25 protein-coding genes are annotated in these 26,081 nt (G+C 73.4%); 10 read left to right on the plus strand and 15 right to left on the minus strand.

The window, feature by feature from the left end:
* Window positions 1-62 precede the first annotated feature (62 nt).
* Window positions 63-818: a DUF2470 domain-containing protein gene (locus ACGFWJ_RS12315; RefSeq protein WP_392948158.1), complete on the plus strand. Its 756-nt coding sequence runs from the start codon at window positions 63-65 to the stop codon at window positions 816-818.
* Here the strand turns inward: ACGFWJ_RS12315 and ACGFWJ_RS12320 are convergent, their stop codons facing one another.
* Window positions 819-1,520: a VOC family protein gene (locus ACGFWJ_RS12320; RefSeq protein WP_392948161.1), complete on the minus strand. Its 702-nt coding sequence runs from the start codon at window positions 1,518-1,520 to the stop codon at window positions 819-821.
* A 268-nt stretch (window positions 1,521-1,788) separates the two neighbouring features.
* On the opposite strand from ACGFWJ_RS12320, the gene ACGFWJ_RS12325 reads away from it, so the two are divergent.
* Window positions 1,789-2,994 carry an NAD(P)/FAD-dependent oxidoreductase gene (locus ACGFWJ_RS12325; RefSeq protein WP_392948163.1) on the plus strand — a complete coding sequence of 402 codons (1,206 nt, stop codon included), beginning with the start codon at window positions 1,789-1,791 and terminating at the stop codon, window positions 2,992-2,994.
* Window positions 2,995-3,036: 42 nt separating this feature from the next.
* Here the strand turns inward: ACGFWJ_RS12325 and ACGFWJ_RS12330 are convergent, their stop codons facing one another.
* From ACGFWJ_RS12330 to ACGFWJ_RS12350, 5 genes are all read right to left on the minus strand, one after another.
* Window positions 3,037-3,282 carry a DUF1876 domain-containing protein gene (locus tag ACGFWJ_RS12330; RefSeq protein WP_392948166.1) on the minus strand — a complete coding sequence of 82 codons (246 nt, stop codon included), beginning with the start codon at window positions 3,280-3,282 and terminating at the stop codon, window positions 3,037-3,039.
* Between the two features lie 31 nt (window positions 3,283-3,313).
* Window positions 3,314-3,478, minus strand: a complete 165-nt coding sequence (locus ACGFWJ_RS12335; RefSeq protein ID WP_387645315.1) for a hypothetical protein — start codon at window positions 3,476-3,478, stop codon at window positions 3,314-3,316.
* Between the two features lie 82 nt (window positions 3,479-3,560).
* A complete protein-coding gene (locus ACGFWJ_RS12340; RefSeq protein ID WP_392948169.1) occupies window positions 3,561-4,280 on the minus strand; it encodes an anti-sigma factor family protein in 720 nt (239 codons plus the stop codon).
* Window positions 4,277-4,765, minus strand: coding sequence for a sigma-70 family RNA polymerase sigma factor (locus ACGFWJ_RS12345; RefSeq protein ID WP_392948718.1), 489 nt, complete (start codon window positions 4,763-4,765; stop codon window positions 4,277-4,279). The genes ACGFWJ_RS12340 and ACGFWJ_RS12345 overlap by 4 nt, the downstream gene beginning before the upstream one ends.
* Before the next feature lie 282 nt (window positions 4,766-5,047).
* The gene (locus ACGFWJ_RS12350; protein ID WP_392948172.1) at window positions 5,048-5,605 is read right to left on the minus strand and encodes a hypothetical protein; all 558 of its coding nucleotides are present in this window, start codon (window positions 5,603-5,605) and stop codon (window positions 5,048-5,050) included.
* Between the two features lie 221 nt (window positions 5,606-5,826).
* Here ACGFWJ_RS12350 and trxA point away from each other — a divergent pair, with 221 nt between their 5' ends.
* Complete coding sequence (trxA, locus tag ACGFWJ_RS12355; RefSeq protein ID WP_387645326.1) at window positions 5,827-6,207, plus strand: thioredoxin; 381 nt, start codon at window positions 5,827-5,829, stop codon at window positions 6,205-6,207.
* 180 nt (window positions 6,208-6,387) lie between these two features.
* Here the strand turns inward: trxA and ACGFWJ_RS12360 are convergent, their stop codons facing one another.
* On the minus strand, window positions 6,388-7,143 hold the full coding sequence (locus ACGFWJ_RS12360) for a pirin family protein (RefSeq protein WP_387863573.1): 756 nt from the start codon (window positions 7,141-7,143) through the stop codon (window positions 6,388-6,390).
* Between the two features lie 163 nt (window positions 7,144-7,306).
* Between ACGFWJ_RS12360 and ACGFWJ_RS12365 the strand changes: the two genes are divergently transcribed.
* Entirely contained in the window at window positions 7,307-8,401 is a 1,095-nt protein-coding gene (locus ACGFWJ_RS12365; protein WP_392948175.1) for a WD40/YVTN/BNR-like repeat-containing protein, read from the plus strand.
* A gap of 38 nt (window positions 8,402-8,439) precedes the next feature.
* Here ACGFWJ_RS12365 and ACGFWJ_RS12370 read toward each other — a convergent pair whose 3' ends face one another.
* A complete protein-coding gene (locus tag ACGFWJ_RS12370; protein ID WP_392948177.1) occupies window positions 8,440-8,904 on the minus strand; it encodes a MarR family winged helix-turn-helix transcriptional regulator in 465 nt (154 codons plus the stop codon).
* A 107-nt stretch (window positions 8,905-9,011) separates the two neighbouring features.
* Here ACGFWJ_RS12370 and ACGFWJ_RS12375 point away from each other — a divergent pair, with 107 nt between their 5' ends.
* Together ACGFWJ_RS12375 and ACGFWJ_RS12380 are read left to right on the plus strand one after the other, a co-directional pair.
* Window positions 9,012-9,794, plus strand: coding sequence for a dioxygenase (locus tag ACGFWJ_RS12375; protein WP_392948179.1), 783 nt, complete (start codon window positions 9,012-9,014; stop codon window positions 9,792-9,794).
* A gap of 56 nt (window positions 9,795-9,850) precedes the next feature.
* Complete coding sequence (locus ACGFWJ_RS12380; protein WP_392948182.1) at window positions 9,851-10,258, plus strand: hypothetical protein; 408 nt, start codon at window positions 9,851-9,853, stop codon at window positions 10,256-10,258.
* Here ACGFWJ_RS12380 and ACGFWJ_RS12385 read toward each other — a convergent pair.
* Entirely contained in the window at window positions 10,252-10,893 is a 642-nt protein-coding gene (locus ACGFWJ_RS12385) for an NAD(P)-dependent oxidoreductase (RefSeq protein ID WP_392948184.1), read from the minus strand. The two genes, ACGFWJ_RS12380 and ACGFWJ_RS12385, sit on opposite strands and share 7 nt — an antisense overlap.
* 749 nt (window positions 10,894-11,642) lie before the next feature.
* Here ACGFWJ_RS12385 and ACGFWJ_RS12390 point away from each other — a divergent pair.
* Complete coding sequence (locus ACGFWJ_RS12390) at window positions 11,643-12,425, plus strand: TIGR03084 family metal-binding protein (protein WP_392948186.1); 783 nt, start codon at window positions 11,643-11,645, stop codon at window positions 12,423-12,425.
* A 12-nt stretch (window positions 12,426-12,437) separates the two neighbouring features.
* Here ACGFWJ_RS12390 and ACGFWJ_RS12395 read toward each other — a convergent pair whose 3' ends face one another.
* From ACGFWJ_RS12395 to ACGFWJ_RS12415, 5 genes are all read right to left on the minus strand, one after another.
* Window positions 12,438-12,923 carry a hypothetical protein gene (locus tag ACGFWJ_RS12395; RefSeq protein ID WP_392948189.1) on the minus strand — a complete coding sequence of 162 codons (486 nt, stop codon included), beginning with the start codon at window positions 12,921-12,923 and terminating at the stop codon, window positions 12,438-12,440.
* 84 nt (window positions 12,924-13,007) lie between these two features.
* A complete protein-coding gene (locus ACGFWJ_RS12400) occupies window positions 13,008-16,211 on the minus strand; it encodes an error-prone DNA polymerase (protein ID WP_392948191.1) in 3,204 nt (1,067 codons plus the stop codon).
* A gap of 81 nt (window positions 16,212-16,292) precedes the next feature.
* Entirely contained in the window at window positions 16,293-18,137 is a 1,845-nt protein-coding gene (locus ACGFWJ_RS12405; RefSeq protein ID WP_392948193.1) for a hypothetical protein, read from the minus strand.
* Window positions 18,138-18,669: 532 nt separating this feature from the next.
* On the minus strand, window positions 18,670-19,455 hold the full coding sequence (locus tag ACGFWJ_RS12410; RefSeq protein WP_392948194.1) for a hypothetical protein: 786 nt from the start codon (window positions 19,453-19,455) through the stop codon (window positions 18,670-18,672).
* Between the two features lie 151 nt (window positions 19,456-19,606).
* The gene (locus tag ACGFWJ_RS12415) at window positions 19,607-20,245 is read right to left on the minus strand and encodes an alpha-ketoglutarate-dependent dioxygenase AlkB (RefSeq protein ID WP_387863598.1); all 639 of its coding nucleotides are present in this window, start codon (window positions 20,243-20,245) and stop codon (window positions 19,607-19,609) included.
* Between the two features lie 115 nt (window positions 20,246-20,360).
* Between ACGFWJ_RS12415 and ACGFWJ_RS12420 the strand changes: the two genes are divergently transcribed.
* The gene (locus tag ACGFWJ_RS12420; protein WP_392948197.1) at window positions 20,361-21,959 is read left to right on the plus strand and encodes a multicopper oxidase family protein; all 1,599 of its coding nucleotides are present in this window, start codon (window positions 20,361-20,363) and stop codon (window positions 21,957-21,959) included.
* Window positions 21,960-22,137: 178 nt separating this feature from the next.
* Here ACGFWJ_RS12420 and ACGFWJ_RS12425 read toward each other — a convergent pair whose 3' ends face one another.
* A complete protein-coding gene (locus ACGFWJ_RS12425; protein WP_392948200.1) occupies window positions 22,138-22,866 on the minus strand; it encodes an SDR family oxidoreductase in 729 nt (242 codons plus the stop codon).
* A 67-nt stretch (window positions 22,867-22,933) separates the two neighbouring features.
* On the opposite strand from ACGFWJ_RS12425, the gene ACGFWJ_RS12430 reads away from it, so the two are divergent.
* On the plus strand, window positions 22,934-23,383 hold the full coding sequence (locus tag ACGFWJ_RS12430; RefSeq protein ID WP_392948203.1) for a hypothetical protein: 450 nt from the start codon (window positions 22,934-22,936) through the stop codon (window positions 23,381-23,383).
* A gap of 204 nt (window positions 23,384-23,587) precedes the next feature.
* Window positions 23,588-26,002 carry an ATP-binding cassette domain-containing protein gene (locus ACGFWJ_RS12435; RefSeq protein ID WP_392948205.1) on the plus strand — a complete coding sequence of 805 codons (2,415 nt, stop codon included), beginning with the start codon at window positions 23,588-23,590 and terminating at the stop codon, window positions 26,000-26,002.
* The last annotated feature ends 79 nt before the right edge of the window (window positions 26,003-26,081 follow it).

The raw sequence follows: 26,081 nt of genomic DNA on the forward strand, positions 1-26,081 counted from the left end.
GCTGGACGCCCGACCTCCCGTTGACTTAGGTTAGCCTCACCTAAGCAACCAGGAGGCTTCCCGTGCTGCCCCAGCCCGCCCGCCGCTCGCCTTCGGCCGCCGAACGCGCCCGCACCCTGCTGGAGTTCGCCTCCTCCGCCGTCCTGGACATCCGCGGCGCCGACCTCACCGCCCGCCCCGGCCTGCCCCCACAGGTCCGGTGCACCCTGCGGCCGGACGGCACGGTGGCCGTCCTGGTCGGCCGCGAGTCCGCCCTGCACCGGATCACCGCCCTCGCCCGCGGCCCCCTCACCGCCGAACTCGAGTGCGTGGACGTCGCCCCCGTCGCCCTGCCGCACCGCATCCGCGGCCGGCTGCACGCCCAGGGCCTGCTCACCCGCTCCCCCGGCGAGACGCCGCCCACCGGCGAGGGCGTCCTGCTGCGCCTGGACATCGACCACCTGGCGCTGGACGACCTGTGGGGCTCCGAGTGCTGCCTCGACCCCGCCGACCTGACCGCCGCCACCCCCGACCCGGTCGCCGCCGACGAGGCCCACCTGCTCCAGCACCTGGCCGCCGCCCACGCCGACCAGCTCCTCCTCCTCGGCGCCGGCGCCCTGACCCGCCCCGGCACCCCGCCGTTCCGGCCCGAGCACCTCCGCGAGGTCCGCCCCGTCGCCCTCGACCGCCACGGCCTCCGCGTCCGCCTGCTCGCCACCGACCCGGCCGCCCCGCTGGACGTCCGCTTCGATTTCCACCACCCCGTGGCGCACCCCGACGACCTGCCGGAAGCCATGCACCGCCTGTTCGCCCCCACCCACGACCGCAGCACGACCTGACTAGCGGGGCCCGGCCTGGATCGAGAACCGGCCGCCCTCGGGGTCGGCGAGGCGGGCGACGCGCCCGTACGGGGAGTCGGCCGGGCCATCGAGGACGCGGCCGCCGAGGGCGGTGGCGCGGTGGGCGGTGGCGTCGGTGTCGGCGACCGAGAAGAACACCTCCCAGTGCGGGGCGAGGTCGTGGGCGAGCCGGAGCGCGGCCACGCTGTGTCCCTCGGAGAGCAGCACCACGCGTTCGTCCTCGTAGCGGACCTCGAACTCGGCCGGGTCGCGGCCGTCCCAGCGGAACACCTCGCCGTAGAACAGCGCGGCGGCGAACGGGTCGACGGTGCGCAGCTCGATCCAGGCGGGCGCGCCGGGGGCGGTCATCCAGATCTTGTCCTCGCCGGGCTCGCCCTCCCAGATACCGAAGGGCGCGCCGAACGGGTCGGCGGCCAGCGCCACCCGGCCCGCGTCGAACGCCAGCGGGCCGACGGCCAGCGTGCCGCCACGCTCGCGGACGCCGTCGGCGGCGCGGTCGGCGCTCTCGATGCCGAAGTAGGTGGTCCAGGCGACCGGACGCTCCCACGCGGCGTCCAACTGGCTGAGCCCGGCGACCTCGACGCCGTCGACGGCGGCGCGCACGTACGGGCCCCAGCGGTCCGGGCCGGGGACGAACTCCCAACCCAGCAACGGCCCGTAGAACCGCTGCGCGGCACCCATGTCACGGACCGTCAGGCCCGCCCAGCACGGCACCGCGGGCACACAGCGCACCGTGGCCGTTCGCTCCGCCACCATCCCTCGGGCTCCCTTCGCCGCCGCCCCGGCCGCCCGGCCGGACCCGCGACCCAGCCTAGGACGACGTCCCGGCCGGATCGCGCTCCGCCTCGCGGGCGGATCCCGGCACCGACCCCGCCCGGCGCGGGTCCCCCGGCCGAGGGAGTGGCGGTGCCATGGTCGGGGAAGCCGGATGGCGGGAAGGAGATTGGGCATGGACACCGGAATCGTGATCATCGGGGCAAGCCTGGCCGGGGCGAAGGCGGCCGAGGCGCTGCGCGCGGAGGGCTACGGGGGGCCGATCACCCTGGTCGGCGACGAGAGCGAGCGGCCGTACGAACGGCCGCCGCTCTCCAAGGGGTACCTGCTCGGGAAGGAGGAGCGGGAGAAGATCTACGTCCACCCCGCCGACTGGTACCAGCAGCACGACGTCACCCTGCGGCTGGGCGTCGCGGCCACGGCGATCGACCCGGCCGCGCACACCGTCACCGTCGAGGGCGGCGACCGCCTGCCGTACTCGAAGCTGCTGCTGACCACCGGCTCCTCGCCGCGCACGCTGCCCGTGCCGGGCGGCGTCGGGGACTTCGTGCAGACGCTGCGGCGGGTCGGCGACAGCGAGCGACTGAAAGCGGCGTTCAAGCCCGGCGCCCGGGTGGTGATCGTCGGCGCGGGCTGGATCGGCCTGGAGGCGGCGGCCGCGGCCCGCACCGCGGGGGCGGAGGTCACGGTGCTGGAGGCGGCCGAGCTGCCGCTGCTGCGCGTCCTCGGCCGGGAGGTCGCGCAGGTCTTCGCCGACCTGCACCGCGCGCACGGCGTGGACCTGCGGTTCGGCGTCAAGGTGGAGGAGCTGCGGGCGGACGGCGTCCGGCTGGGCGACGGCAGCACGGTGCCCGCCGATGTGCTGCTGGTCGGCGTCGGCATCAGCCCGAACACGGCGCTCGCCGAGCAGGCCGGGCTGACCGTCGACAACGGCGTCCGCACCGACCAGCACCTGGCGACCTCGCACCCCGACATCTACGCGGCGGGCGACGTGGCAAACGCTTTCCACCCGCTGTTCGGGAAGCCGATCCGGGTCGAGCACTGGGCGAACGCGCTGAACCAGCCGACCGTCGCCGCGGCCGCGATGCTCGGCAAGGACGCCGTGTACGACCGGGTGCCGTACTTCTTCACCGACCAGTACGACCTGGGCATGGAGTACACGGGGTACGCGGAGCCCGGCGGCTACGACCGGGTGGTGTTCCGCGGTGACGTCGCCGGGCGGGAGTTCATCGCGTTCTGGCTGTCCGGCGGCAGGGTGCTGGCCGGCATGAACGTCAACGTGTGGGACGTGACCGACCCGATCCGCGAACTGGTCCGCTCCGGGCGCGGTGTGGACCCGGAGCGGCTGGCGGACCCGGCCGTGCCACTGACCGGGATCTGACGGGGCCGGTCAGGTCAGTTGGGCTGTCTGACTTCCTCGTGGTCAGTTGGGCTGTCTGACTTCCTCGTGGGCCTTGGTGAGCAGCTGCATGGCGAGGTCGTTCAGGGCGCGGGCCCCGGCGACCTCCTCACCGACCCGCAGCTGCGGGCGGTCGGCGTGGTGACGGGTGGAGTAGCCGTGTGCGCGGACCTCCGTTCCGTCGGCGAGGCGGACCATCGCGGCAGCCTTGGTGCGGTTGCCGTCCTCCTCGAACTCCATCTCGATGTGCCATCCGACCAGCGTCTTCATGGCCGCCACCTCCCGGGTGGGTACAGGGTGTTCAGCTTTCCGGCTGGTTCGCCGTGGTGGGCTCCTCGGAGGCCGGTTCGCAGTCCTCGCGGCCGGTCTCCGTGTGCACCACCCGGATCGGGTGGTGCGGGTCGTCGATGTGGATGACCTGCTGGGGCTGTCCGCAGCGCGGGCAGAGCAGGGGGATCGGGTGCATCTCGGCCGTCCACGCGCCCCGCGGCGGGCGACTCCCGGGCCCGCGTGGCCTCCTCATCAACCAGTGTGCCGCGCTCGGGTGCTCACCGCTGGGCGGGCAGCGCGGGGTGCACGGGAACGGTGACCAGGACGGCCGTGCCGGAGTGCACCTCGAAGCGGGCGATCGCCGACGGGGCCAGCCCGGTGCCGCCGCCGGTGCGCAGTCGGGTGTGGCCGCCGTACTCGGTGGCGGGGACGGTCCAGCTGGTCACGGTCTGGTGGGATCCGTCCGTGCCGACGGCGATCAGGCTGCAACTCTGCGGGCCCGACAGGTGGCCGAGGTCGAGGGTGACCCGGCTGCCCCAGGCGGCCGGGTCGACGCCGACCGTGGCGGACACCCCGGAGTTCGCGTCGGTGGCGCTGAACTGCTGGGCCGCGACGGCGACTTGAGGTCCTTCGGTGAGCGCCCAGGTGACTGCGGGGCCGCCCAGCGCGAGGATCGCCGCCACCGCGGCCAGCACCAGCCGCCGCACCCGGGCACGCCGCCGCTCGGCCACCACCTGCCCGGCCAGCCGGTTCAGCAGCTCGGGCGGCGGCTCGTCCGGCTCCGCGACCACGGCCACCGGCTCCGGGCTCGCGGCGGGCGCGAGTTCGGCCAGCAGCTCGGTGACGGGGCCGAGCTCGGCGGCCTCGGCGGTGCAGCGCGGGCAGTGCGCGAGGTGGGCGGCGAACCGGGCCTCCTGCTCGGGTTCGAGCACACCGAGCAGGTGGGCAGCGAGGTCCTGGTGCGGATCGGGGTACTCATGGGCGCCGGGGGTGGTCATGGTGTCACTCCCCGTTCCTCCAGGGCGAGCCGGAGGGCTCGCAGAGCGTAGTAGAGCCGGGACCGGACGGTGCCGGGCGGGACGCCCAGGACGGCGGCGGCCTCGGTGGCGGTGCGTCCGCGCAGATACGTCTCGGTGATCGCGCCGCGGTGCGCCTCGGACAGCGAATCGAGTGCGTCGGTGAGTGTCATCAGCCGCAGCACACGGTCGAGTTCGTCCTCGGCGGGGATCCGTTCCAGCTCGCCGTCGGGGACTTCGCGGGGCCGGGCGCTCTGGCCGCGCCGGCCGTCGATGACGATCCGCCGGGCGACGGTGGCCAGCCAGGGTCGCAGGCTGCCGTGGTCGGTGTCGAGCCGGTCCAGGTGCCGCCAGGCGCGGACCAGGGTCTCCTGGACGACGTCCTCGGCGCGCTGGCGGTCGCCGCCGACCAGGTGCAGCACCATCCCGTACAGCGGGCGCGCGTGCTCGCGGTACAGGACGCGCATCAGCCGGTCCTCGGCGGCGGGACCGGTGGGACGGGTCCGGCCGGTCGCGGCGCCGTCGTGACCGGTGGTGCGGGGGTGCTCGGCCACGGCGCCATCCTCGCGCGGGTGCGGCCGCGGGTCGATCCGGGACGGCGGGTGCGGGGCGCGCGGCTGCCGGTGCGGGGCGCGCGGCGGGCCGGGGTTCTCAAGTCCGGCCCGGCCGGTGTCGATAACCGTGCCAGGGGTGCGGCGCGGGCGCCCGCGCCGCACTCCCTCGGCTCCGGCCACCATTCCGGTGCCCGTTCAGTACCCGCCGCCGGACGGCATGCTCGGCCCCGAGCCGGCCATCGGCATCGCCTTGTCGCCGGTCGGGGTGGTCGCCCACCAGGTGCCGCCGACGCCCTGGCCGTTGGTCTGGCCTGGCTTGGTGTCGGGGGTGTAGCGGTACAACGGCCAGCCGTTCAGGGTGACTTGATGAGTGCCGTCGGGGCGGGTGACGGTGGAGACCAGCTTGGCGTCGATGCCCTTGAGGGCGGGCGCGCCGCTGCCGGTGGTGAGTTCGGGCGGCCAGAGGGTGGCGCAGTCGCCGGTGCAGTGCGTGGCCGACGGGTTGTTGGTGTCCTGGTCGAAGCGGTACAGGGTGAACCCCTGCCCGTCGGTGACCAGGGTGCCGAGGGTGCCGTTGTGCTCGGTCATCAGCGTCGTGGCCTGGGTCTGACTGCCGGAGTGCATGGTCGAGGAAGAACTTCCGCCGCCGCCGCCGCTGCCGCAGCCGGCGATCAGTGCGGCAGCGGCCAGGGCACCGGCGGCGAGCATGGTGACGCGGCGGCCGCTGGGGGCCGTTCGGCCGGTGGTGGTCATTGGCTTGCTCCCGTCCGGGAGGGGTGCGGTCGGCCGGGCCGCCGGATTGCCGGGCCCCGGGGTTCGACCGGTTCGCCCGGGGGTACGTACGGCAGGTCCTGAACGTTCAGCGGGAGTCGGGTCGCCCGGAATAGTTCCGCAGGTGGCAGGGTTGAGGCGGGCGTGGGTCCGGGAGCGGGCCCGCTAGGGAAAGACCCGGCTGTGGAAGGCAGGTGGCGGCGATGAGCACGGTGGAACTGACCAAGGACAACTTCGACGAGGTGGTCCAGGGTGAGGACGGCAAGGGGTTCGTCCTGATCGACTTCTGGGCGGCCTGGTGCGGTCCCTGCCGCCAGTTCGCGCCGGTCTTCGAGCGGGCTGCCGAGAAGCACACGGACATCACTTTCGCGAAGGTCGACACCGAGGCGCAGCAGGAGCTCGCGGCGGCGTTCGAGATCCGGTCGATCCCGACGCTGGCGATCATCCGCGAGGGTGTCCTGGTCTTCGCCCAGCCGGGCGCGCTCCCGGAGGCGGCCCTGGAGGACCTGATCGGCCAGGCCCGCAAGCTCGACATGGCGGAGGTGCACGCCGGCGTGGCGGCGCAGAACGCCAAGCAGAACTGACGTACACCGCACGTCGGTTGACGGCATGACGCCACGAAAGGGGCGCCGGGAATCTCCCGGCGCCCCTTCGTGCTGCCCGCGTGAAGCCCAGCAGCCCGGGCAAGGCGAGAACAATGCCGTCCGGACAGCACGAAAGGCCCGCCGGGCGCTCGAAAGCGCTCGACGGGCCTTGCGGTGGCCTCAGTTGAGGGTGGCGTTCATCTCCCACTGGAGGAGCTCGGCCCCGTCCGGACCGGCGGTGACCCGCTGGCCCTCGGCGCCGGTGATGCGCAGGGCGTCGCCCTCGTGCAGCAGTCCGGCGCCTTCGACGGCGGCCTCGCCGCGCGCCACGTAGAGGTGGACGAACGGGGCGGTGGCGAGTTCCAGCGTCTCGTTCGGGCGGATGCGTGCGACGTGCAGCGCGGCGTGCTTCTGCCGAATGCCGATCGCCCGCTGGTTGGAGTGCTTGCTCATGCCGGACGCGAGGGTGGTCCAACCGCCCTGAACGAGCTGGTCGTTGATGTCGAGCTGCTCGTAGCCGGGGTCGATGCCCGCGGCGTCCGGGATGGTCCACATCTGGATGAAGCGCACCGGGTCCTGGTGCTGCGGCTCGCCGGTGATGGTCCAGGAGTCGTTCTTCTCGCTGTGCAGGATGCCGGTGCCGGCGCTCATCCGCTGGGCGAGGCCCGGGTAGATGACGCCGTTGTGGCCTTCGGAGTCCTGGTGGACCAGGCCGCCGTCGAGCACCCAGGTGATGATCTCCATGTCCCGGTGCGGGTGGGTCTCGAACCCGGTGCCGGGGGCGACGATGTCGTCGTTGGAGACCAGCAGCAGGCCGAAGTGGGTGTTCGCCGGGTCCCAGTGGCGCGAGAACGAGAAGGAGTGCTTGGAGTCCAGCCAGCCGGCGCGGGTGTGGAAGCGCTGGTCGGCGCGGCGCAGGTCGATCGTGGATGCCATCGGGTCCTCCTTCGTCGGGCTGTTGTTGAATCATAAACCATTCCGCCGCCCGCCGCATTCCGCCGCGCCCGCCCCGCGGTCGCGGCGCGCTGCCGTGCGACTGTCGGACCCCCGGAGGAGACTGCTGCGGGACCGCGCACAACCGAGTTCCGGATGGTTCACGATGAGCGACGTACGGGAAGTCCTGCTGGCCGTCGGCACGCAGAAGGGCCTTTTCCTGGGCCGCAGTTCGGGCCGTGAGAAGTGGGAGTTCAGTGGCCCGCACTTCCAGATGAACGCGATCTACTCGGTGGGCATCGACCGCCGGGGCGGGCGCACCCGACTGCTGGTGGGAGCGGACAGCAGCCACTGGGGCCCGTCGGTCTGGTGGTCGGACGACCTCGGCGCGAGCTGGCAGGAGCCGTCGAAGCCGGCGGTGCGCTTCCCGGAACGGACGGGCGCCTCGCTGGAGCGGGTCTGGCAGTTGCAGCCGGCCGGCGAGGAGGCGCCGGGCGTGGTGTACGCGGGCACCGAGCCGGCCGCGCTGTTCCGCTCCACCGACGGCGGCGAGTCGTTCTCCCTGGTCGACGCCCTGTGGGACCACCCGCAGCGCGAGCACTGGGGCGCCGGTTTCGGCGGCCAGGGCATGCACACCGTGGTCACCGACCCGCGCGACGCGGACGTCCTGGCGGTGGCGGTCTCCTCCGGCGGCGTCTACCGCACCACCGACGGCGGGCGCAGCTGGGAGCCGTCCAACACCGGGATCCGGGCCGACTTCCTGCCGGACCGCTTCCCCGAGTACGGCCAGTGCGTGCACAAGATGGCCCGGGACGCGGCCGATCCCGACCGGCTGTATCTGCAGAACCACGGCGGGGTGTACCGCAGCGACGACACCGGCCGGACCTGGGAGTCGATCTCCGGAGACCTGCCCGCAGACTTCGGCTTCGGCGTCGCCGCCCACCCGCACACCTCGGGCACCGCGTACCTGTTCCCGCTGGACGCCGACTACGCCCGCCTGCCGGTGGAACGCCGCTGCCGGGTCTTCCGCACCACCGACGCGGGCGAGACCTGGCAACCGCTGGAGACCGGCCTGCCGCACGAGAACCACTACGGCGTCGTCCTGCGCGACGCCCTGTGCACCGACGACGCCGACCCGGCGGGCGTCTACTTCGGCAACCGCAACGGCGAGGTGTACGGCTCCGCCGACGGCGGCGAGAGCTGGTCGCTGCTCACCTCGCACCTGCCGGACGTGCTCTGCGTGCGCGCCGCCATGGTTTAACGGGGACGGACGGTTCAGGCGGCGGCCGGACGGACGGTTCAGGCGTCGGCGGCGCGCAGGCGGTCGGCGACGGTGCCGAGACTGTCGGCCAGCGCGGCCAGCTGCTCCGGGGTGAGCACGTCGATCAGCGTTTCGCGGACGGCGGCGAGATGCCCCGGGGCGGCGGCCCGCAGCGCCTGCCGGCCCTGCTCGGTGAGTTCGGCGAACACGCCGCGCACGTCGCTGGCGCAGGAGCGGCGGCCGACCAGTCCGGCCTTCTCCAGCTGGGTCACCTGGTAGGTCAGGCCGCTCTTGGAGGTGACCAGCCGGTCGGCCAGGTCGGTCATCCGCAGCGAGCCGCCGGGAACGGCGGACAGCTGCACCAGGATCTCGTACTGGGTGTGCGACAGCCCCGCGTCGTCCTTGAGCTGGCGCTCCAGTCGGCGGGCGACCAGGTTCGTGGCCTCGACGAATCCGCGCCATGCGGCCATCTCGGTCTCGTCGAGCCAGCGGGGTTCGTCCATGTCCCGCATCCTACTCCGGTTGTTCAAATTTGAACTCAGGTGTACCGTCGAAAGCGTTCGGTTCAAATTTGAACCACACGAGGCGTCCAAGCCAGGAGGACGGACCCATGAGCACCGCCATCCCCGAGCGCATGCCCGCTCTCTACCTCTCGCACGGCGCGCCCCCGCTCGCCGACGACCCGATCTGGCCCGGCCAGCTCGCCGCCTGGTCCGCCGACCTGCCCCGCCCCAAGGCGATCCTGATGGTCTCCGCGCACTGGGAGGAGGCACCGCTGGCGATCGGCGCCGTGCGGACCATCCCCTTGGTGTACGACTTCTGGGGCTTCCCCGAGCACTACTACCAGGTGCGGTACGCCGCCCCCGGCGCACCCCAACTCGCCGACTCCGTCCGCAAGTTGCTGCGCACCGCCGGCACCCCCGTGCAGGACGTGCCGGACCGCGGCCTCGACCACGGCGCGTACGTCCCGCTGGTCGAGATGTACCCCGGCGCCGACATCCCCGTCCTGCAGATCTCGCTGCCCACCCTCGACCCGCAGGAACTGCTGGCGATCGGCCGCAAGCTCGCTCCGCTGCGTGACGAGGGCGTCCTGATCGTCGGCTCCGGCTTCTTCACCCACAACCTGCGCGCCCTCTCCCCCGACGGCCGCATCAGCTCCGTGATGGCCGAGTTCGACGACTGGGGCCGCCGCGCCCTCGAGGCCCGCGACCTCGACGCCCTCCTCGACTTCGAACACAAGGCCCCCGCCGGACGCCTCGCCCACCCCCGCACCGAACACTTCGCCCCCCTCTTCGTCACCCTCGGCGCAGGCGAGGCCGACCTCGGCGACCAGCGCAGCGTCATCGACGGCTTCTGGATGGGCCTCGCCAAGCGCTCGATCCAACTCGGCTGACCGCCCGCCGCCCCCTCCGGCCCTCTGGCAGGATGACCCGCCGGAGGGGGTTCAGCGTGATCGATGACCGGGCGTGGTGGTTCCGGGCCCGTTACGTTCTGGTGGCCGTGGTCGTCGGTTGGGCGTGCACTGCGGTGGTGTTCCCTGCCGACGCCGAGGTGACGGACCTGGCCCGGCGCTGCCTGGACGGGCCCGGGGTGCCGCAGTACGTGATGGTGCTCGCCGTGGTGGGGCTGGTGCTGAGCGCGGTGGGGACCATCTGGGGCTTGGTCCAGCTGGTCGTGGTCATGCGCCGACGGGGTCCTCGGCCGAGTCGCGGGCATCCGATGCTGTGGCTGGTAATACCGCTGGCCGCGGTCGGACTGGTGGTCCAGGTGGCGGCGGAGCGGACGGCGGCGGACGAATTCGGGCCGCGGCCCAGCCCCTGCGTCGGCTCCGCCCCGCTGCTGCCCGGCCCTCAGTAGCCGCAGGTGAAGCGTTCGCCGTGGTGCCGGGGCGATTCCAGTTCGTCCACCAGGGCGGTCGCGAGGTCTGCGAGGGAGATGGTGGACAGGCCGTCCGGGGTGGCGACCAGGTCGTCGGTGGCGGTGCGGTAGACGCCGGTGCGCTCGCCGGGCAGCAGGCTCTGGGGCGGGCTGAGTACCGTCCAGTCCAGGTCGCTGACGGTACGCAGGTACTCCAGGGCGCGGCCGTGTGCCCGCATCACCTCCAGTTGGCGCGGTGACACGGACGGGTCGTCCCACAGGCGGGTGCCGGACGGGGTGGTCAGGCTGCCGGCACTGCCGACCACCAGCAACCTCGGCGCCTGGTCGGCGAGTTGACGCAGGCCGGCGACGAGCGCGTGCGCGGCCGGCTCGATCAGTCGGCCGCGGCCCGGGCCGTCCCCGCCGCCGACCGCGCTCACCAGTACGTCAGCTCCCGCCGCGACCCGCGCCACGTCCGCCGGGTCCAGCACGTCCCCGCGCTCCACACTGATCGCCAGCCCCTGGTACTCCTCCGGCCGCCGCACCACCGCCGTCACCTGATGCCCCCGCGCCAGCGCCTCGGTCACCACGCACCGACCGATCTCCCCATTGGCCCCGACCACCACCACCCGCATACCCGACCAGCCTCCCGCTCCACCAGCCCGACCCTTCATCAGACCACGGCGCCGGCCACCGGCCCGGCAACGAAACCCGCTGCGCAAACCGCTGCGCGGGGCCGGGAACGGGGGTGCGGGCCGGGAGCGGGGACGCAAACCGCTGCGCGGGGCCGGGAACGGGGGTGCGGACCACTGCGCGGGGCCGGGAGCGGGGACGCAAACCGCTGCGCGGGGCCGGGAACGGGGGTGCGGACCACTGCGCGGGGCCGGGAACGGGGGTGCGGACCACTGCGCGGGGCCGGGAACGGGGGTGCGGGCCACTGCGCGGGGCCGGGAACGGGGGTGCGGACCACTGCGCGGGGGCGGAAACGGGGGTGCGGGCCACTGCGCGGGGCCGGGAACGGGGGTGCGGACCGCTGCGCGGGGGCGGAAACGGGGGCGCAAACCACTGCACGGGGCCGGGAACGGGGGTGCGGGCCACTGCCCCGGGCCGGGAGCGGGGACGCAAACCACTGCACGGGGCCGGAAACGGGGGTCCGGGCCGCTGCGCGGGGCCGGGAGCGGGAGTCCGTCGCGCCCGCAGGGCCGCGGGCGACGCGCATGGGGGCCGGTGCGCCGAGTTGCACGCGGACCCCGCAACGAGGAGCCGCCGGCAGGCCCCGCCCGTGCCCGACTGCCGACGCCGAAGCCCACCCGCTGCGCGGGGCCGGTGCGGTGGGGGGTGGCGGGGTAGGAGTGTGGGCATCGGACGGCGAGAGGGGTGGCGGGTGGACGGGCTGGTGGCGGATCTGATGGCCGAGGGAGCGGAACTGGACTCCCTGGTGGCGGAGTTGAGGGCGGCCGGTTGGGAAGTGGGAACACCGGCGGCTGGGTGGACGGTGGCGCACCAGATCTCGCACCTGGCGTGGACGGACCGGTGGACGCTGCTCGCGGCGCGGGACCCGAAGGGGTTCGCGGCCGCGCTGGAGCGGGAGTTCGCGGACGGGATGGCGGCGGTGGACCAGGGGGCGGCCGAGGGTGTCGGCGAGGAGCCGGCCGCGCTGCTGAGACGCTGGCGCGCGGGCCGGGCCGAGGTGGCCCGGGTGCTCGCGGAGGTACCGGCGGACGTGCGGCTGCCGTGGTTCGGGCCGCCGATGAAGGCCCGGTCGATGCTGACGGCCCGGTTGATGGAGACCTGGGCGCACGGGCAGGACGTCGCGGACGCGCTCGGCGCGGACCGCACCCCCACCGACCGCCTGCGGCACATCGCGCATCTGGGCGTCCGCACCGTCGGTTTCGCGTTCGCCGCCCACGGTCTGCCCGCGCCGACCGCCCCGATCCGGTTCGAACTCCGCTCCCCCGGCGGCGAATTGTGGGCCTGGGGCGAGGAGAACGCCGCCGACCGGGTGTCCGGCCCGGCGCTGGATTTCTGCCTGCTGGTCACTCAGCGCCGCCACCCCGACGACCTCGCCCTGACTGTCGAGGGCGACACCGCGAACGCCTGGCTCCCCCGCGCCCAGGCGTTCGCGGGGCCGCCCGGGGAGGGGCGGAAGCCGCTGCGCCGCCACTGACCGCGATGCCGGTCAGTGGACCTTGTAGCAGGGCTCCTGACCGGGTATCGACATGTAGTGGCCATTGGCCCCGCTGACCTGGAGCATCGAAACCTGGTGTGGGCCGCCGAGGCCGTAGCCGAGTTCGGTGATGCGCAGACACACGGCCAGGGCCTGATCGCGGGTGGTCTCGGACGTGACGGTGACCGAGACGGCGTTCGTGCCGCCCTCGTAGACATCCGCCGCAGGAGGTATGTGGGAGTAGGTGCCGTGCTCGATGTGCGGCAGGCAGCGGATCTCGTCCGGCAGCGGGCCCTCCCAGCCGCCCATCCAGCTCTCGGTGGGGCTGGGTGCGGCGCTGCAGGCGGGGCCGGGACCTTCGGAAGTGGATGCGGAGGCGCCGGCCGGCGTGGTGGCGCCGGCGGCGGGCGCGGCGGCCTGCTTCGAATCGGTGCTGCAGCCGGTCGCGGCAAGGGTGGCTGCGGCGAGGACGAGAGCGGTGGCGAGGCGTCTGGACATGGGGTCCCCCTTCTTGATCGGAGACACCGTACCGGCCCTGGCAAGCGCTTTCCGTGGCCCGTCCGGCAAACCGCCACCGACTCGTCAAATACCGAGCCGCAGCGGCGAGATGCGCGTCGCGATCAGATTGGTCGCGCCGTGGGTGCGTTCGATGGTGCCGTGGATGAGCAGGCCGGCGCGTTCCAGGACGGTGCGGCGGTGGGCCTCCCAGACCGGGCGGTTGCAGATGACGTTGATCAGGCCGGTCTCGTCCTCCAGGCTGAGGAAGAGGACGCCGCCGGCGGTGGGTGGGCGTTGGCGGTGGGTGACCAGGGCGCCGATGACGACGGGGGTGCCGGGTGGGACGTGCTGGAGTTGGGCGGCGGTGACGGCGCCGGAGCGGTGCAGGGCTTCGCGCAGGTGTTGGACGGGGTGGCTGGTGGCGGAGCTGCCGGTGGCCCAGAGGTCGGCGATGGTCTCCTCGACGGGGGTCATCGCGGGCAGCGGTGGGGCGTCGGCGCCGGGGAGGGTACCGGGCAGTGAGTCGGGGTCGGCGGCGGCGTACAGGCCGGCCGACCAGAGGGCCTGGCGGCGGCCGAGGCCGAAGCAGGAGAACGCGCCGGCGGTGGCGAGGGCCTCCATGACGGTGCGGGGCAGGGCGGTGCGGCGGGCGAAGTCCTCCAGGTCGGTGTAGGGGCGCCCGGCGGCGATGGTCTCGGCCTGGGCCTGGCCGAGGCCGCGGACCGAGGTGAGGCCGAGCCGGATCGCGGCCTGCGGGGTCCCGGCCGTGAGGGGATGCGGGTAGGACGGGTGCCGCCCGGGTTCCAGGGTGGGGCCGGGGTCGCTGACCGCGACGTCCACGGCGCGCACCCGGACGCCGTGGCGGCGGACGTCGGTGATCAGGCTGAGCGGGGAGTAGAAGCCCATCGGCTGGTTGGCGAGCAGTGCGCAGGTGAACGCCGCCGGGTGGTGGTACTTGAGCCAGGCGCTGGCCCACACCAGGTAGGCGAAGCTGATCGCGTGCGACTCGGGGAAGCCGTAGCTGGAGAAGGCCTCGATCTTGGTGTAGACGTCCTCGGCGGTCTCCGCGGGGATTCCGCGTTCGGCCATGCCTTCCAGCAGGCGGGTGCGCAGCACGGCGACGCGTTCCAGGGAGCGTTTGGCGCCCATCGCCTGCCGGAGCCGGTCGGCCTCGTCGGGGGTGAATCCGGCGCAGTCGATGGCGAGTTGCATCATCTGTTCCTGGAACAGCGGGACGCCGAGGGTCTTGGCGAGGGCGCGTTCCATGCTGGGGTGCGGGATGTCGACGGGTTCGACGCCGTCGCGGCGGCGCAGGTAGGGGTGGACGGAGCCGCCCTGGATCGGGCCGGGGCGGATGAGCGCGACCTCGACCACCAGGTCGTAGAAGTGCTTGGGCTTGAGCCGGGGCAGGGTGGCCATCTGGGCGCGCGACTCGACCTGGAACACGCCGACGGTGTCGGCCCGGCAGAGCATCTCGTAGACCTTGGGGTCGTGTTGGGGGATGGTGGCGAGGTCGAGCCGTTCGCCGTAGTGCTGTTCGATCAGGTCGCAGGCGTCGTGCAGGGCGGCGAGCATGCCGAGGCCGAGCAGGTCGATCTTGACGAGTCCGGCGCCGGCGGTGGAGTCCTTGTCCCATTGCAGGACGGAGCGGCCGGGCATCCGGGCCCATTCGGTGGGGCAGATCTCGCCGACGGGTTCCCGGGTGAGCACCATGCCGCCGGAGTGGATGCCCAAGTGGCGTGGCAGACCGTGGAGTTGGCTGCCGAGGTCGAGGACGTCGGCGGGGATGACGGCGTCGTCCTGGACGGTGCCGTGGAACTCCACCTGCCGGGTGAAGGCGTCCACCTGCTCGGACGGGTAGCCGAGCGCCCGGGCGGCGTCGCGCAGTGCGAGCCGGGGCCGGTAGGTGATGACGTTGGCGACCTGGGCGGCGTGGGCGCGGCCGTAGCGCCCGTACACGTACTGGATGACCTCCTCGCGGCGGCGGTTCTCGATGTCGAGGTCGATGTCGGGCGGCCCGTCGCGGGCCACGCTGAGGAATCGTTCGAACAGCAGGCCGTAGGCGATGGGGTCGACGGCGGTGATGCCGAGGGCGTAGCAGACGGCGGAGTTGGCGGCGGAGCCGCGGCCCTGGCACCAGATGTTCTCGCGGCGGCAGAAGTCGACGATGTCATGGACGATCAGGAAGTACCCGGCGAGGTCGCGGGTCTCGATCACGTCGAGTTCGCGGGCGAGTTGGCGGCGGGCCGGGTCGTTGTCGGGGCCGAAGCGCCGCGGTCCGGCCTCGGCGACCAGGGCGCGCAGATGGCTGCTCTCGGTGTGGCCGTCGGGGACGGGGTAACCGGGCAGTTGCGGGTCGAGGGTGGAGAAGTCGAAGGCGCAGGCCCGGGCGAGGTCGACGGTGGCCTGCTGGACGCCGGGGAACCTCCGCAGCCGGTTCGCCATCTCGCGGCCGGAGCGCAGGTGCGCGGTGCCGGCGGCCATGGTGTACGGGGCGGCCTGTTCCAGGGTGCGGCGTTCGTGCAGGGCGGCCAGGGTCTGGGCGAGCCGTCCCTGCGCGGGTGCGGCGTGGTGGACGTTGTTGGTGGCGATCAGCGGCAGCGTGGTGCGGGCGGCGAGAGCGGCGAGGCGGTCGTTGCGCAGGTCGTCGCCGGGCATTCGGTGGTCGGTCAGTTCGACGTACACGTTGCCCGGCCCGAACGCCTCTTCCAGGGAACGGAGTTGGCGTTCGGCTTCCTCTTCGCCGGCGGTCTCCAGGGCGTGCCGGACCCGGCCGCGACGACAGCCGGAGAGCACCGCCCAGTGGCCGTGGTGGGCGTCGGCGAGTTCCTCGAACGCGTAGCGCGGGTTGTTCTTGGCGCCGCCGCGCAGTTGGGCGGCGCTGATCGCGGCGGACAGCCGCCGGTAGCCCTCCGGGTCGCGGGCCAGCACCAGCAGGTGGTCGTCCGGGCCGAGGGTGAGTTCGGCGCCGAACACGGTGCGGATGCCGGTGCCCTTGGCGGCCTCGGCCAGCCGGACCGCCCCGTAGAACCCGTCGTGGTCGGTGATCGCCACCGTCTCGATGCCCAACGCGACTGCCTCGTCGAGCAGTTGCTCCGGGTCGCTGGCGCCGTCGAGGAAGCTGAACGCCGAGTGGACGTGCAGTTCGGCCCACGGGACGGCGTCCTTCGGCGGCGCGGGCCGGGGGCGTTCGGGCTCCTCGCGGGTATGCGGGACAGCGGTGGCCGCGCCGGACATCCGGCGTTGCAGCTCCGTCCAGGGGAGCGAGGGGTGGCTGGTGAATCCCATCGCGGGTGGTGCTCCGGTCTCGGGGTGGTCGGTGCGGGCGCTCCCCCTTCTGCGCTCGATCTGATGGTTCGTCAACTTCGTTCAGTCGTATGCTCCTTCGACGTACCAGCGGCCGCCCTCCACGGTGAGCAGCAGGGCGCGGCCGCCCTCCACCGCGACCTGGAACCTGGCCCGGCGGCGGGCAGTGCGCGGGTCCCACCAGCGTTCGACGGCCGGCCACGGGCCGGTCCAGCCGAGCACTTCGAGGGTGCGGCCGTGCAGTTCGACCCGGTCCGGCGGGGCGGACACCTCGGCGCGGCCGTCCACCGCGACGGGCTGCCCGTCGCGGTCCAGCACCAGCACCGGAACCGGGTCGGGCGGCACCACGGACGGCGACGGGTCGGTGAGCCGGCCCGGCCAGGGGCCGTCCGCTCTGTCGTTCCGGCGGAGTTCGGCCTCGTCCCACGGCAGTCGCGCCTGCTGCTCGCCGGGGGCCCGGCCTCCCTCGGGGGCGCCGCGCCGTAGCCCCGCGTAGCCCAGCAGCGACTGCACCCGGGCCACCGCCCGCTCCACCCGGTCCTCCGCGACCGCCTCGCCCCACAGCGCCAACTGCCGTCCCTGGTCCGGGAACAGGCCGTCCGGGACGAGGCGCAGCGCGGTGAACGCGCCGTCCGCGTCGGTGAACGTGCCGGTGGACTGCCAGGCGTTCAACTGCCAGCGGATCCGCTCGGCGAGGGCCGCCGCCGTCAGCCGCCCTTCGTGCTGCCACAGCCGGGCGACGGTGCGGCCGCCCTCGCAGGACACCTCGACCGCCACCCGCTGGCAGGCCAGTCCGACCTCGGCCAGCCGGGCGTGCAGGCGCTCCGCGAGGGCGCGGCCGACGAACACCAGGGGCTCCGCCAACTCCTCCGGCGGATCGAAGAGTTGCTCGACCGCGAGGTCCAGGCCCTGGTCCTTGGGCGCCAGCGGGCGCGGGTCCAGCCCGCGGGCCTGCCGGTGCGCGGCGCTCCCGGTCGGGCCGAACCGGTTCGCCACCAGGTCCGCCGCCAGCTCCGCGAACGCCCCCACCGTCTCCACGCCCAGCCGGTGCAGCAGTTCCGCCAGCTCCGGCTCGCCCAGCGTCGACACCGGGTACGGCGCGAGGAACTCCGGCGTCCGCCCCGCCGGCACCAGCAGCTCGGCGCGGGCCGCCAGCACGGCGGCGAACAGGCCGTCGGCGACACCGAGCAGCCCTCGCGGGGGTTCGGGCGACGGTTCCGGCTCGGGCTCGGGGGTCGGCGCGGGCTCCGGCTTCGGTTCCGGCTTCGGTTCCGGATGGGCGGGGGCCACCAGGGCGAGCGGGGTGGGGCCGTGCGGCGGGGCGGGCTCGGCGGAGCCGCCGTCGATCACGGTGAGCGGGGGTCGTCCGGCGGCCTCATGCTCGGCGAACACCTCGTCCACCCACGCCGGTTCGGTCTCCTCGGTCAGCTCGTCGGCGGGCTCCTCCGGCGCGGCGCCCGGCCAGGTCTCGGCCAGGACGGTGGCGACCGCGTCCCGGATCCCGACCGTGAGCGCCTCCTCACCGCCGAAGTACCGGGCCGGGCCCTTCACCGGAATCGCGCACAGCCCCGGCCGGAGCACCTCCACCCGCGGCGTGAACGCCTCCACCGCCGCGACCACCGGCTCGAACCGGCGCGCCTCCGCCTCCTCGTCCCGCTCCCGCAGCCGCAACTCCGGGCAGAACCGCTGCGCCAACCGCAACGGCTGCCCACGACGGACCCCCGCCGCCCGGGCCGCGTCCGAGGACGCCAGCACCCGGCCGCCCTCCACCACCGCCACCGCCCCCGCGTCCCCACCCACCGGCGCGGTCGCCACCAGCGGCCAGTCCGGACACCACACCACCAGCACCCGCTGCCCCGCCGGCCCCCACCCCGCACCCCCGTCCCCCGCCCGGGCGGTACCCCACAACGGCCCGCCGCCACCACGGCTCACGGACGACGCCGGCTTACGAATCGGATTGGGGTGCTTCATGGCTGGTCACTCGGAGAGGTTCGGTGGGAGAAGGGGGGGACGGGATCGGCAGACGCTCAGGGACACCTCCCGAGCCGAGAGGCCGCCGCGGTGGCGACGACAGGCCGGAACGGCGAGAACGCCGTCGCCGACCCACTCGAACAACCGGGCAACCGGGCAACCGGGCAACCGGGCAACTCGGCCGGGGCGGGAGGCCGCGACGGGAACCGCGGGCCGGGGCCGGAAGCGCGTGTGCGCAGCGGAGAGCCGGGGCGGCGGGGTGGTGTCGGTGACCTGCTCGGACAGCACTTCGACGTGACGACCGCCCCGACCGCCCACGGCGAATCCGTCCACCCCCGGCATCCGACGAAAACGCCGGCACCGCAAGCCGCCATCGCCGCAACCGAACGGCGACGGCGCAGGCGACGGGGACCCCGCAGTTGCCGGGCGGGGCGAAGGCCGTTGGCGTGGAGCCGAAGGGTTGCGCATCTCAGACCGCCTCCAAAGCGGGCCGGGTGAGGGCCGGTTCGGCGGGGGCGAAGGCGCGGGCGGCGCCCGTTGCGTCGGGGAGCCAGAGGTGGGCGGTGCGGGGGCGGGTGGCGGTGCCGCGGCCCTCGGCGACGGCTTCGACCTGGCGGCCGGTGAGTTGGCCGTGGCCGTCGCCGAGGCCGAACCAGCGGCCGGTGCGAATGCTGAGGCGCTGGGTGGCGCCGGGCCAGGGGCCGGCGACCAGCAGGGCGCAGCGGGTGCGGCGCAGGACGGCGGTGAGGCGGGCGGCGAGGGTGGGGGCGACCGGGCCGGTGGGGCGCAGCAGGATCAGGCCGACGGCGCCGGCGAGGGCGGCGACCACGTCGGGCCAGTGCGGTCCGGGGTGGTCGGCGAGCAGCAGGCGGCGCAGGTCGTAGCCGTAGCCGGCGGCGGCGGACAGGCCGAGTTCGGGGAGTCCGACGGCGGCGGCCCAGGCGGTGTCGCCGGTCTGTTCGGTGAAGGCGCCGGCGCCGAGGGCGAGCAGCAGTCCGGTGTCGCCGGTGACGGAGACGGCGGTGCCGGGGCGCAGTCCGCCGCCGGGGAGCAGTGGGGCGAGTGCGGGGAGGACGGGCAGCAGTTCGGGTTCGGCGACGGTCGGCAGTGGCGGGGCGGGGGCGATGCCGGGCCGCAGCGGGACGACGACCGTTCGATCGCGTTCGAGTGTCCGGACAGGGTCGGCCGTCCCGGCGGGGGCAAAGTGGGCGAAAGCGCCCGTCCCGGACGGGTCGATCGATTCTGGTTCGAACATGTGCACGACTCCAGCATCGAACACTCGTTCGCAAATATTCAAGTCCGGGAATCTGACTGACCTGCAGAAACACCCGCGCGACGACCCTCGGTGACCGTTCGCGCCAGAGTTCGGCCGAGTTCGGCCGAGTCCCGCCGAGTCCCGCCGAGATTCAGCGGACGCCGCGCGGGCGGAACTGGATGCTGATCCGGGGGCCGACCGCGCCGGCGCTCTTCGGGATGGCGTGTTCCCAGGTGCGCTGGCAGGAGCCGCCCATCACCAGCAGGTCGCCGTGGCCGAGCGAGCGGCGCACCGTCGGGCCGCCGCCGGCCAGCGGGCGCAGCAGCAGGGGGCGGGCCTGGCCGATCGAGAGGATGGCGACCATGGTGTCCTCGCGGTCGCCGCGGCCGATCCGGTCGCCGTGCCAGGCGACGCTGTCCCGGCCGTCGCGGTAGAGGCAGAGTCCGGCGGTGGCGAACGGTTCGCCGAGTTCCGCCCGGTAGTGGGCGCCGAGCGCGTCCCGGGCCTCGGTCAGGACGGGGTCGGGCAGCGTGGCGCCCTCGGGGTAGAAGGCCAGCAGCCGGGGGACGTCCACCACTCGTTCGTACATTTCGCGCCGTTCCGCCCGCCAGGGCACCCCGTCCACCAGCCGTTCGAACAGCGCGTCGGCGCCGTTCAGCCAGCCGGGCAGCACGTCGATCCAGGCCCCGTGGCCCAGTACCGTCCGTTCGATTCCGGCGAGCGGGCCGAGCGCGGGCTCCGCCTCCGGGCCGCCGGTGTCGAACAGCGAACCCTGCAGCTGGTACGTCATGCTGCCAGCGTACGCCCCGTTCGAACACTCGTACGATATTCGGGAAAGTGGGACCTTTGACCGATCCGGTGCGCCGTCGGAGCGATTTTGACCGTTTGACCTAAATTGCCCGTTTATGGCAGAGAATCGCTGGATCAGCCGACGCCTGGTCCTCAAAGCCGTTGCCGGCCTCGCCGCGGCGTCCAACGGGATCCTGACCGCACAGCGCGCGACGGCGGCGGCACCGGCGCGCTTCCCGCAGCCGGAAGCGACGGCCCCGGGGACCGGCTCGGCGCCGCGGCTCGTCCAACAGACCCTGGACGTCCGCTTCACGGACATCGAGGTGCCGGGCTACGGCCAGGTCACCACCCGCACCTACAACGGGACGATCCCCGGGCCGACCCTGCGCGTGCGCGGCGGCGACACCCTGCGGCTGACGCACATCAACGGCCTGCCGCCCAACCGGCCCTTCCACGGCGACCACAACACGCCGCACCGCACCAACAGCTTCAACCTGCACACCCACGGGATGCACGTCTCCCCGTCCGGGCACGCCGACAACATCCAGCGCGAGTTCGCGCCGCGCACCGCCGCCGCAGTGGCCTACGGCCTTCCCGAGCCGCGGTACACGACCACCATCCACATCCCGGCCGACCACCCCGCCGGCACCTACTGGTACCACCCCCACCTGCACGGATCCACCGCCGAACAGATCGTCGGAGGAATGGCCGGGGTGATCATCGTCGAGGGCGACATCGACGAGGTGCCGGAGATCGAGGCGGCCGACGACATCGTCGTCTGCATCAACGAGCTCAAGTTCGAGGACGGCGAAGTCCCCGCCTTCACCTCGGGCGGCTGGGTGAACGACGTCCCGTCCACCTTCGCCGTCAACGGCACGGTCAACCCCACCCTCACCCTGCGCCCGGGCGAGGTCCAGCGCTGGCGGCTGGTCGCCGCGACCGCCTTCACCGCCCTGCGCCTGCGGATCGCCGGGGAGTGCGAAGACCTGACGATGCACCAGATCGCGCAGGACGGCATCAGCTTCGCCAGGCCCGTCGCCCAGCCGCAGGTGAACCTGGCCATGGGCAACCGCGCCGACGTCCTGGTCCGGGGCGGCCGGCCCGGCCGGTACGAGCTGCGGGCCGAAGGGGTGCCCGACCCGCTGATGACGATCGAGGTCGCGGACGAGCCCGTCGAACCGCCGATGGACCTGCCGGACTCACTGCCGCCCGGCCGGCCGTTCCTCGACGAGAGGGACATCGTCAACCCCGACGCCGACCGCGAAGTGCTCCTCCACGTCGACCCGCAGGTCTTCCCCGGCGCGTTCCCCAATGCCTACCGCATGCTCGGCAGCAACGCCACGCCCCCCGACGACCCCGACGGCGACCTCACCCGCGACCCCGCCTACGGCCGCTTCGACCCCGACTACGTCAACCACACCCTGCGCCTGGGCGACATCGAACGCTGGACCGTCCGCACCGACGAGACCCTGCCGTCCCACGGCCACCCCTTCCACCTGCACACCAACCAATTCCTCGTCACCCACCGCAACGGCGAACGCCTCGACCCCCCGGTCTGGCACGACACCGTCGGCCTGGCCGGCGGCACCCCCGGAGCGTCCGTCACCTTCCTGGTCAGATACGCCGACTTCACCGGCCACGCCGTCGCCCACTGCCACCAGCTCCACCACGAGGACCTCGGCATGATGCAGACCGTCCACTACGTCGAGGAGTGAGCCCCTGGGCCAGTTGAAATTTGGCGCCCTGGGGGGGCGACGCCGTCTCTACGTCAGCGGCCGGATCGGGGTGGACCCGTTCGAGATCCTGGAGGCCCGGTGGTTCGCACCGGACGACCTCCCCGAAGGGACGCAGGACCTGCACCGGCAGCTGATCGGCCGTCGGTGACCCCCGGCGCTACAGCTGTTCGAACCGGAAGGTGCGGATGAAGCAGTCGCGGGGCTGGGAGATGGCGAACAGGACGCAGTCCGTGACGGACTGGGTGGTGAGGGGGTCGGCGGCGGTGCGGGGGGTGGTGTCCCAGCTGGGGGCGAGGGGGTCGGCGTCGTCGAAGTCCGGGGGGTAGAGCGCGATCACCCGGATGTTCTCGGGGCGCAGGCGGGCGGAGAGTACGTCGGAGAAGCCGGACTGGGCGGCCTTCGCCGCGTAGTAGGCGGGGTGCGAGTCGGAGCGGTGGTTGCGCAGTTCGCCGACCGAGGAGACCAGGTTGACCACGTCGGCGGCGGCCGAGGCGCGCAGCAGCGGCAGCAGGTGACGGGTGACCAGGACGGTGCCGGTGGCTCCGGAGGCGATGGTGTCGACGATCGCGTCGTCGTCGGCGCCCAGCAGGTCGGCGCCGTGCAGGTAGCGGGCCCCGTTGTTGACCAGTACGTCGACCCGGTCGGTGCGGGACGCGACCTCGGCGGCGAAGGCCCGCACCGAGGCGGGGTCGGACAGGTTGCAGGCCAGGCCCTCCGCCTGCGCGCCGCTGTCGGCGGTGATCTCGTCGGCCGTCCGCCGGGCCGCGTCCAGCTCCCGTGCCGAGACCAGGACCCGCGCCCCCAGCCGCCCGGCCCGGATGGCGAGTGCCCGGCCGGTGCCGCGGCCCGCGCCGGTGATGACCATGGTGCGTCCGGTGAGATCCATGAACCGACCCTTCGTCTGCTTCCCAGTACTGAGGGAAGAATAGGACTGTTGACCGAGGAGGGACGAAGTGGCCGGGTGGGGTGTGACACTCGCGGTGGGGTGCGAGTGCGGGGCCGAGGCGCGGCAGGACGTCGGGCAGGCGCTGCGGGGCGGAGAACTGTGCTGGGACGCGGAGTTGTACTGCCGCGCCTGCGGGGCGGGGTCGTGCCTCGGGTTCGGCACCGGCGAGGCGCCGCCCTGGGTGCGCGACCCGCTGATCGCCCAACACGGCACGGTGCGGCTGCGGTTGATCGATCCGGCGGCGGGGCGGGTCGCGGTGCTGCGGACGGTGCGCGAGGCGTGGGGGCTGGAGCTGCCTCAAGCCCGGGAGCTGGCAGAGCAGTTGGCGGGGGACGGACTGGCCGGGACGCTCCCCGAGGCCGCCTGGCTGCGCGAGCGGCTGGCCGCGCGCGGGGTGCCCGCCGAGGTCGCGACCGGCACCGGGACGGCGCTCAGCCCTTGGGGCGGCCCGCGGTGACCCGGGCGGCGAGGGTGTCCTCGGGGCCCCCGTCCGCCCGATTGTCCGCATGCGCATGGCTGCCCCTCCCCCGTGGTTCGGCCAGCCGTTCTACCCACGCGCGCCGGCAACGGTTCGGACACCTCCCCGCTCCCCGCCCGGCCGGGTGGTTGGATCGGGGCGGCGGTGTCGCCACGGGCGCCGCCGGACGGAGGGACGAGGACGATGAGCGGCACCGAGCGGACCGGCAAGCGGGCGGACCGTCAGCACCTGGCCGACAGCCACGATCTGATCCGGGTGCACGGGGCGCGGGTGAACAACCTGAAGGACGTCAGCGTCGAACTGCCCAAGCGCAGGCTGACGGTGTTCACCGGGGTGTCCGGTTCGGGCAAGAGTTCGCTGGTGTTCGGCACCGTCGCGGCGGAGTCGCAGCGGCTGATCAACGAGACGTACAGCGCGTTCGTGCAGGGGTTCATGCCGACGCTGTCCCGCCCCGAGGTGGACGTGCTGGACGGCCTGACCACCGCGATCATCGTGGACCAGCAGCGGATGGGCGCCGACCCGCGCTCGACCGTCGGCACCGCGACGGATGCCAACGCGATGCTGCGCATCCTGTTCAGCCGGCTCGGCGACCCGTTCATCGGCCCGCCGCCGGCGTTCTCCTTCAACGTGCCGACGGTGCACGGCTCCGGCGCGATCACGGTGGAGCGCGGCGAGGGCTCGAAGGCGGAGAAGCGGACGTACTCGCGGGCGGGCGGGATGTGCCCGCGCTGCGAGGGGCGGGGCAGCGTCTCGGACATCGACCTGGGGCAGCTGTACGACGAGGCTCTGTCGCTGAACGAGGGCGCGCTGACCATCCCCGGGTACAAGCCGGGCGGCTGGAACTACCGGCTGTACACCGAGTCCGGGCTGATCGACCCGGACAAGCCGATCCGCAAGTACACCGAGAAGGAGCTGCACGACTTCCTGTACCTGGAGCCGACCAGGATGAAGATCGCGGGCATCAACATGACCTACGAGGGTCTGGTGCTGCGGATCCAGAAGTCGATGCTCAGCAAGGACCGGGCCGCTCTCCAGCCGCACATCCGCAGCTTCGTGGACCGCGCCGTCGCCTTCACCCGCTGCCCCGACTGCGAGGGCACCCGGCTGAGCGCGGCCGCCCGGTCCTCGAAGATCGAGGGCCGCTCGATCGCCGACGCGTGCGCCATGCAGATCAGCGATCTCGCCGACTGGGTACGGGAGTTGGATGAGCCCTCGGTGGGCCCGCTGCTGGCCTCGCTGCGGCAGGTGCTGGACTCGTTCACCGAGATCGGCCTCGGCTACCTCTCGCTCGACCGCCCGGCCGGCACGCTCTCCGGCGGCGAGGCGCAGCGGGTGAAGATGATCCGGCACCTCGGGTCCTCGCTGACCGACGTCACGTACGTCTTCGACGAGCCGACCACCGGCCTGCACCCGCACGACATCCAGCGGATGAACGACCTGCTGCTGCGGCTGCGCGACAAGGGCAACACGGTGCTGGTGGTGGAGCACAAGCCGGAGACCATCGCGATCGCCGACCATGTGGTGGACCTCGGCCCGGGCGCGGGTTCGGCGGGCGGCACGGTCTGCTTCGAGGGCAGCGTGCACGGGCTGCGCACCAGCGACACCATCACCGGCCGGCACTTCGACGACCGGGCCGCCCTCAAACCCGAAGTCCGCATCTCCACCGGCGTGTTGGAGATCCGCGGCGCGAGCGCGCACAACCTGCGCGAGGTGGACGTCGACGTACCGCTGGGCGTGCTGACGGTGGTCACCGGCGTGGCGGGCTCCGGAAAGAGCTCGCTGGTGCACGGCTCGCTGGTCAGCGGCGCGGCGCTGAAGGGCGGCGCACCCGAGGGCGTGGTGGCGATCGACCAGAGCCCGATCCGCGGCTCGCGGCGCTCGAACCCCGCCACCTACTCCGGCCTGCTGGAGCCGATCCGCAAGGCCTTCGCCAAGGCGAACGGCGTGAAGCCGGCCCTGTTCAGCGCCAACTCCGAAGGCGCGTGCCCGACTTGCAACGGCGCCGGGGTGGTGTACACCGACCTGGCGATGATGGCCGGAGTGGCCACCGTCTGCGAGGAGTGCGAGGGCAAGCGCTTCCAGGCCGCGGTACTGGACTACCACCTCGGCGGCCGGAACATCGCCGAGGTCCTGGCCATGTCGGTCGACGAAGCCGAATCCTTCTTCTCCACCGGCGAGGCCCGCACCCCCGCCGCGCACACCGTTCTGAAGCGCCTCTCCGACGTCGGCCTCGGCTACCTGACACTCGGCCAGCCGCTCACCACCCTCTCCGGCGGCGAACGCCAGCGCCTGAAGCTGGCCGCGCAGATGGCCGAGAAGGGCGGCATCTACGTTCTGGACGAGCCCACCGCCGGCCTGCACCTCGCCGACGTCGAACAACTCCTCGGCCTGCTCGACCGGTTGGTCGACTCCGGCAAGTCCGTCATCGTCGTCGAACACCACCAGGCCGTCATGGCCCACGCCGACTGGATCATCGACCTCGGCCCCGGCGCCGGCCACGACGGCGGCCGCATCGTCTTCCAGGGCACCCCCGCCGCCCTGATCGCCGACCGCACCACCCTCACCGGCCGCCACCTCGCGGAGTACGTGGGCGCCTGACCTCCGGGGATAGGCGGGCGCCTGACGGCCGGGAATTCGCGCGACACGGCGTCCGGCAGACCAGCAGAATGACGGCCGG

The sequence above is a fragment of the Kitasatospora sp. NPDC048407 genome (assembly GCF_043200475.1).
Lineage (GTDB): Bacteria > Actinomycetota > Actinomycetes > Streptomycetales > Streptomycetaceae > Kitasatospora.

What these genes read in the sequence shown, in the direction of transcription:
- ACGFWJ_RS12320 (WP_392948161.1), bottom strand. Translation starts at nt 1,520, where the DNA reads ATGGGTGCCGCGCAGCGGTTCTACGGGCCGTTGCTGGGTTGGGAGTTC.
- ACGFWJ_RS12325 (WP_392948163.1), top strand. Translation starts at nt 1,789, where the DNA reads ATGGACACCGGAATCGTGATCATCGGGGCAAGCCTGGCCGGGGCGAAG.
- ACGFWJ_RS12330 (WP_392948166.1), bottom strand. Translation starts at nt 3,282, where the DNA reads ATGAAGACGCTGGTCGGATGGCACATCGAGATGGAGTTCGAGGAGGAC.
- ACGFWJ_RS12335 (WP_387645315.1), bottom strand. Translation starts at nt 3,478, where the DNA reads ATGCACCCGATCCCCCTGCTCTGCCCGCGCTGCGGACAGCCCCAGCAG.
- ACGFWJ_RS12340 (WP_392948169.1), bottom strand. Translation starts at nt 4,280, where the DNA reads ATGACCACCCCCGGCGCCCATGAGTACCCCGATCCGCACCAGGACCTC.
- ACGFWJ_RS12345 (WP_392948718.1), bottom strand. Translation starts at nt 4,765, where the DNA reads ATGCGCGTCCTGTACCGCGAGCACGCGCGCCCGCTGTACGGGATGGTG.
- ACGFWJ_RS12350 (WP_392948172.1), bottom strand. Translation starts at nt 5,605, where the DNA reads ATGACCACCACCGGCCGAACGGCCCCCAGCGGCCGCCGCGTCACCATG.
- trxA (WP_387645326.1), top strand. Translation starts at nt 5,827, where the DNA reads ATGAGCACGGTGGAACTGACCAAGGACAACTTCGACGAGGTGGTCCAG.
- ACGFWJ_RS12360 (WP_387863573.1), bottom strand. Translation starts at nt 7,143, where the DNA reads ATGGCATCCACGATCGACCTGCGCCGCGCCGACCAGCGCTTCCACACC.
- ACGFWJ_RS12365 (WP_392948175.1), top strand. Translation starts at nt 7,307, where the DNA reads ATGAGCGACGTACGGGAAGTCCTGCTGGCCGTCGGCACGCAGAAGGGC.
- ACGFWJ_RS12370 (WP_392948177.1), bottom strand. Translation starts at nt 8,904, where the DNA reads ATGGACGAACCCCGCTGGCTCGACGAGACCGAGATGGCCGCATGGCGC.
- ACGFWJ_RS12375 (WP_392948179.1), top strand. Translation starts at nt 9,012, where the DNA reads ATGAGCACCGCCATCCCCGAGCGCATGCCCGCTCTCTACCTCTCGCAC.
- ACGFWJ_RS12385 (WP_392948184.1), bottom strand. Translation starts at nt 10,893, where the DNA reads ATGCGGGTGGTGGTGGTCGGGGCCAATGGGGAGATCGGTCGGTGCGTG.
- ACGFWJ_RS12395 (WP_392948189.1), bottom strand. Translation starts at nt 12,923, where the DNA reads ATGTCCAGACGCCTCGCCACCGCTCTCGTCCTCGCCGCAGCCACCCTT.
- ACGFWJ_RS12400 (WP_392948191.1), bottom strand. Translation starts at nt 16,211, where the DNA reads ATGGGATTCACCAGCCACCCCTCGCTCCCCTGGACGGAGCTGCAACGC.
- ACGFWJ_RS12410 (WP_392948194.1), bottom strand. Translation starts at nt 19,455, where the DNA reads ATGTTCGAACCAGAATCGATCGACCCGTCCGGGACGGGCGCTTTCGCC.
- ACGFWJ_RS12415 (WP_387863598.1), bottom strand. Translation starts at nt 20,245, where the DNA reads ATGACGTACCAGCTGCAGGGTTCGCTGTTCGACACCGGCGGCCCGGAG.
- ACGFWJ_RS12420 (WP_392948197.1), top strand. Translation starts at nt 20,361, where the DNA reads ATGGCAGAGAATCGCTGGATCAGCCGACGCCTGGTCCTCAAAGCCGTT.
- ACGFWJ_RS12425 (WP_392948200.1), bottom strand. Translation starts at nt 22,866, where the DNA reads ATGGATCTCACCGGACGCACCATGGTCATCACCGGCGCGGGCCGCGGC.
- ACGFWJ_RS12435 (WP_392948205.1), top strand. Translation starts at nt 23,588, where the DNA reads ATGAGCGGCACCGAGCGGACCGGCAAGCGGGCGGACCGTCAGCACCTG.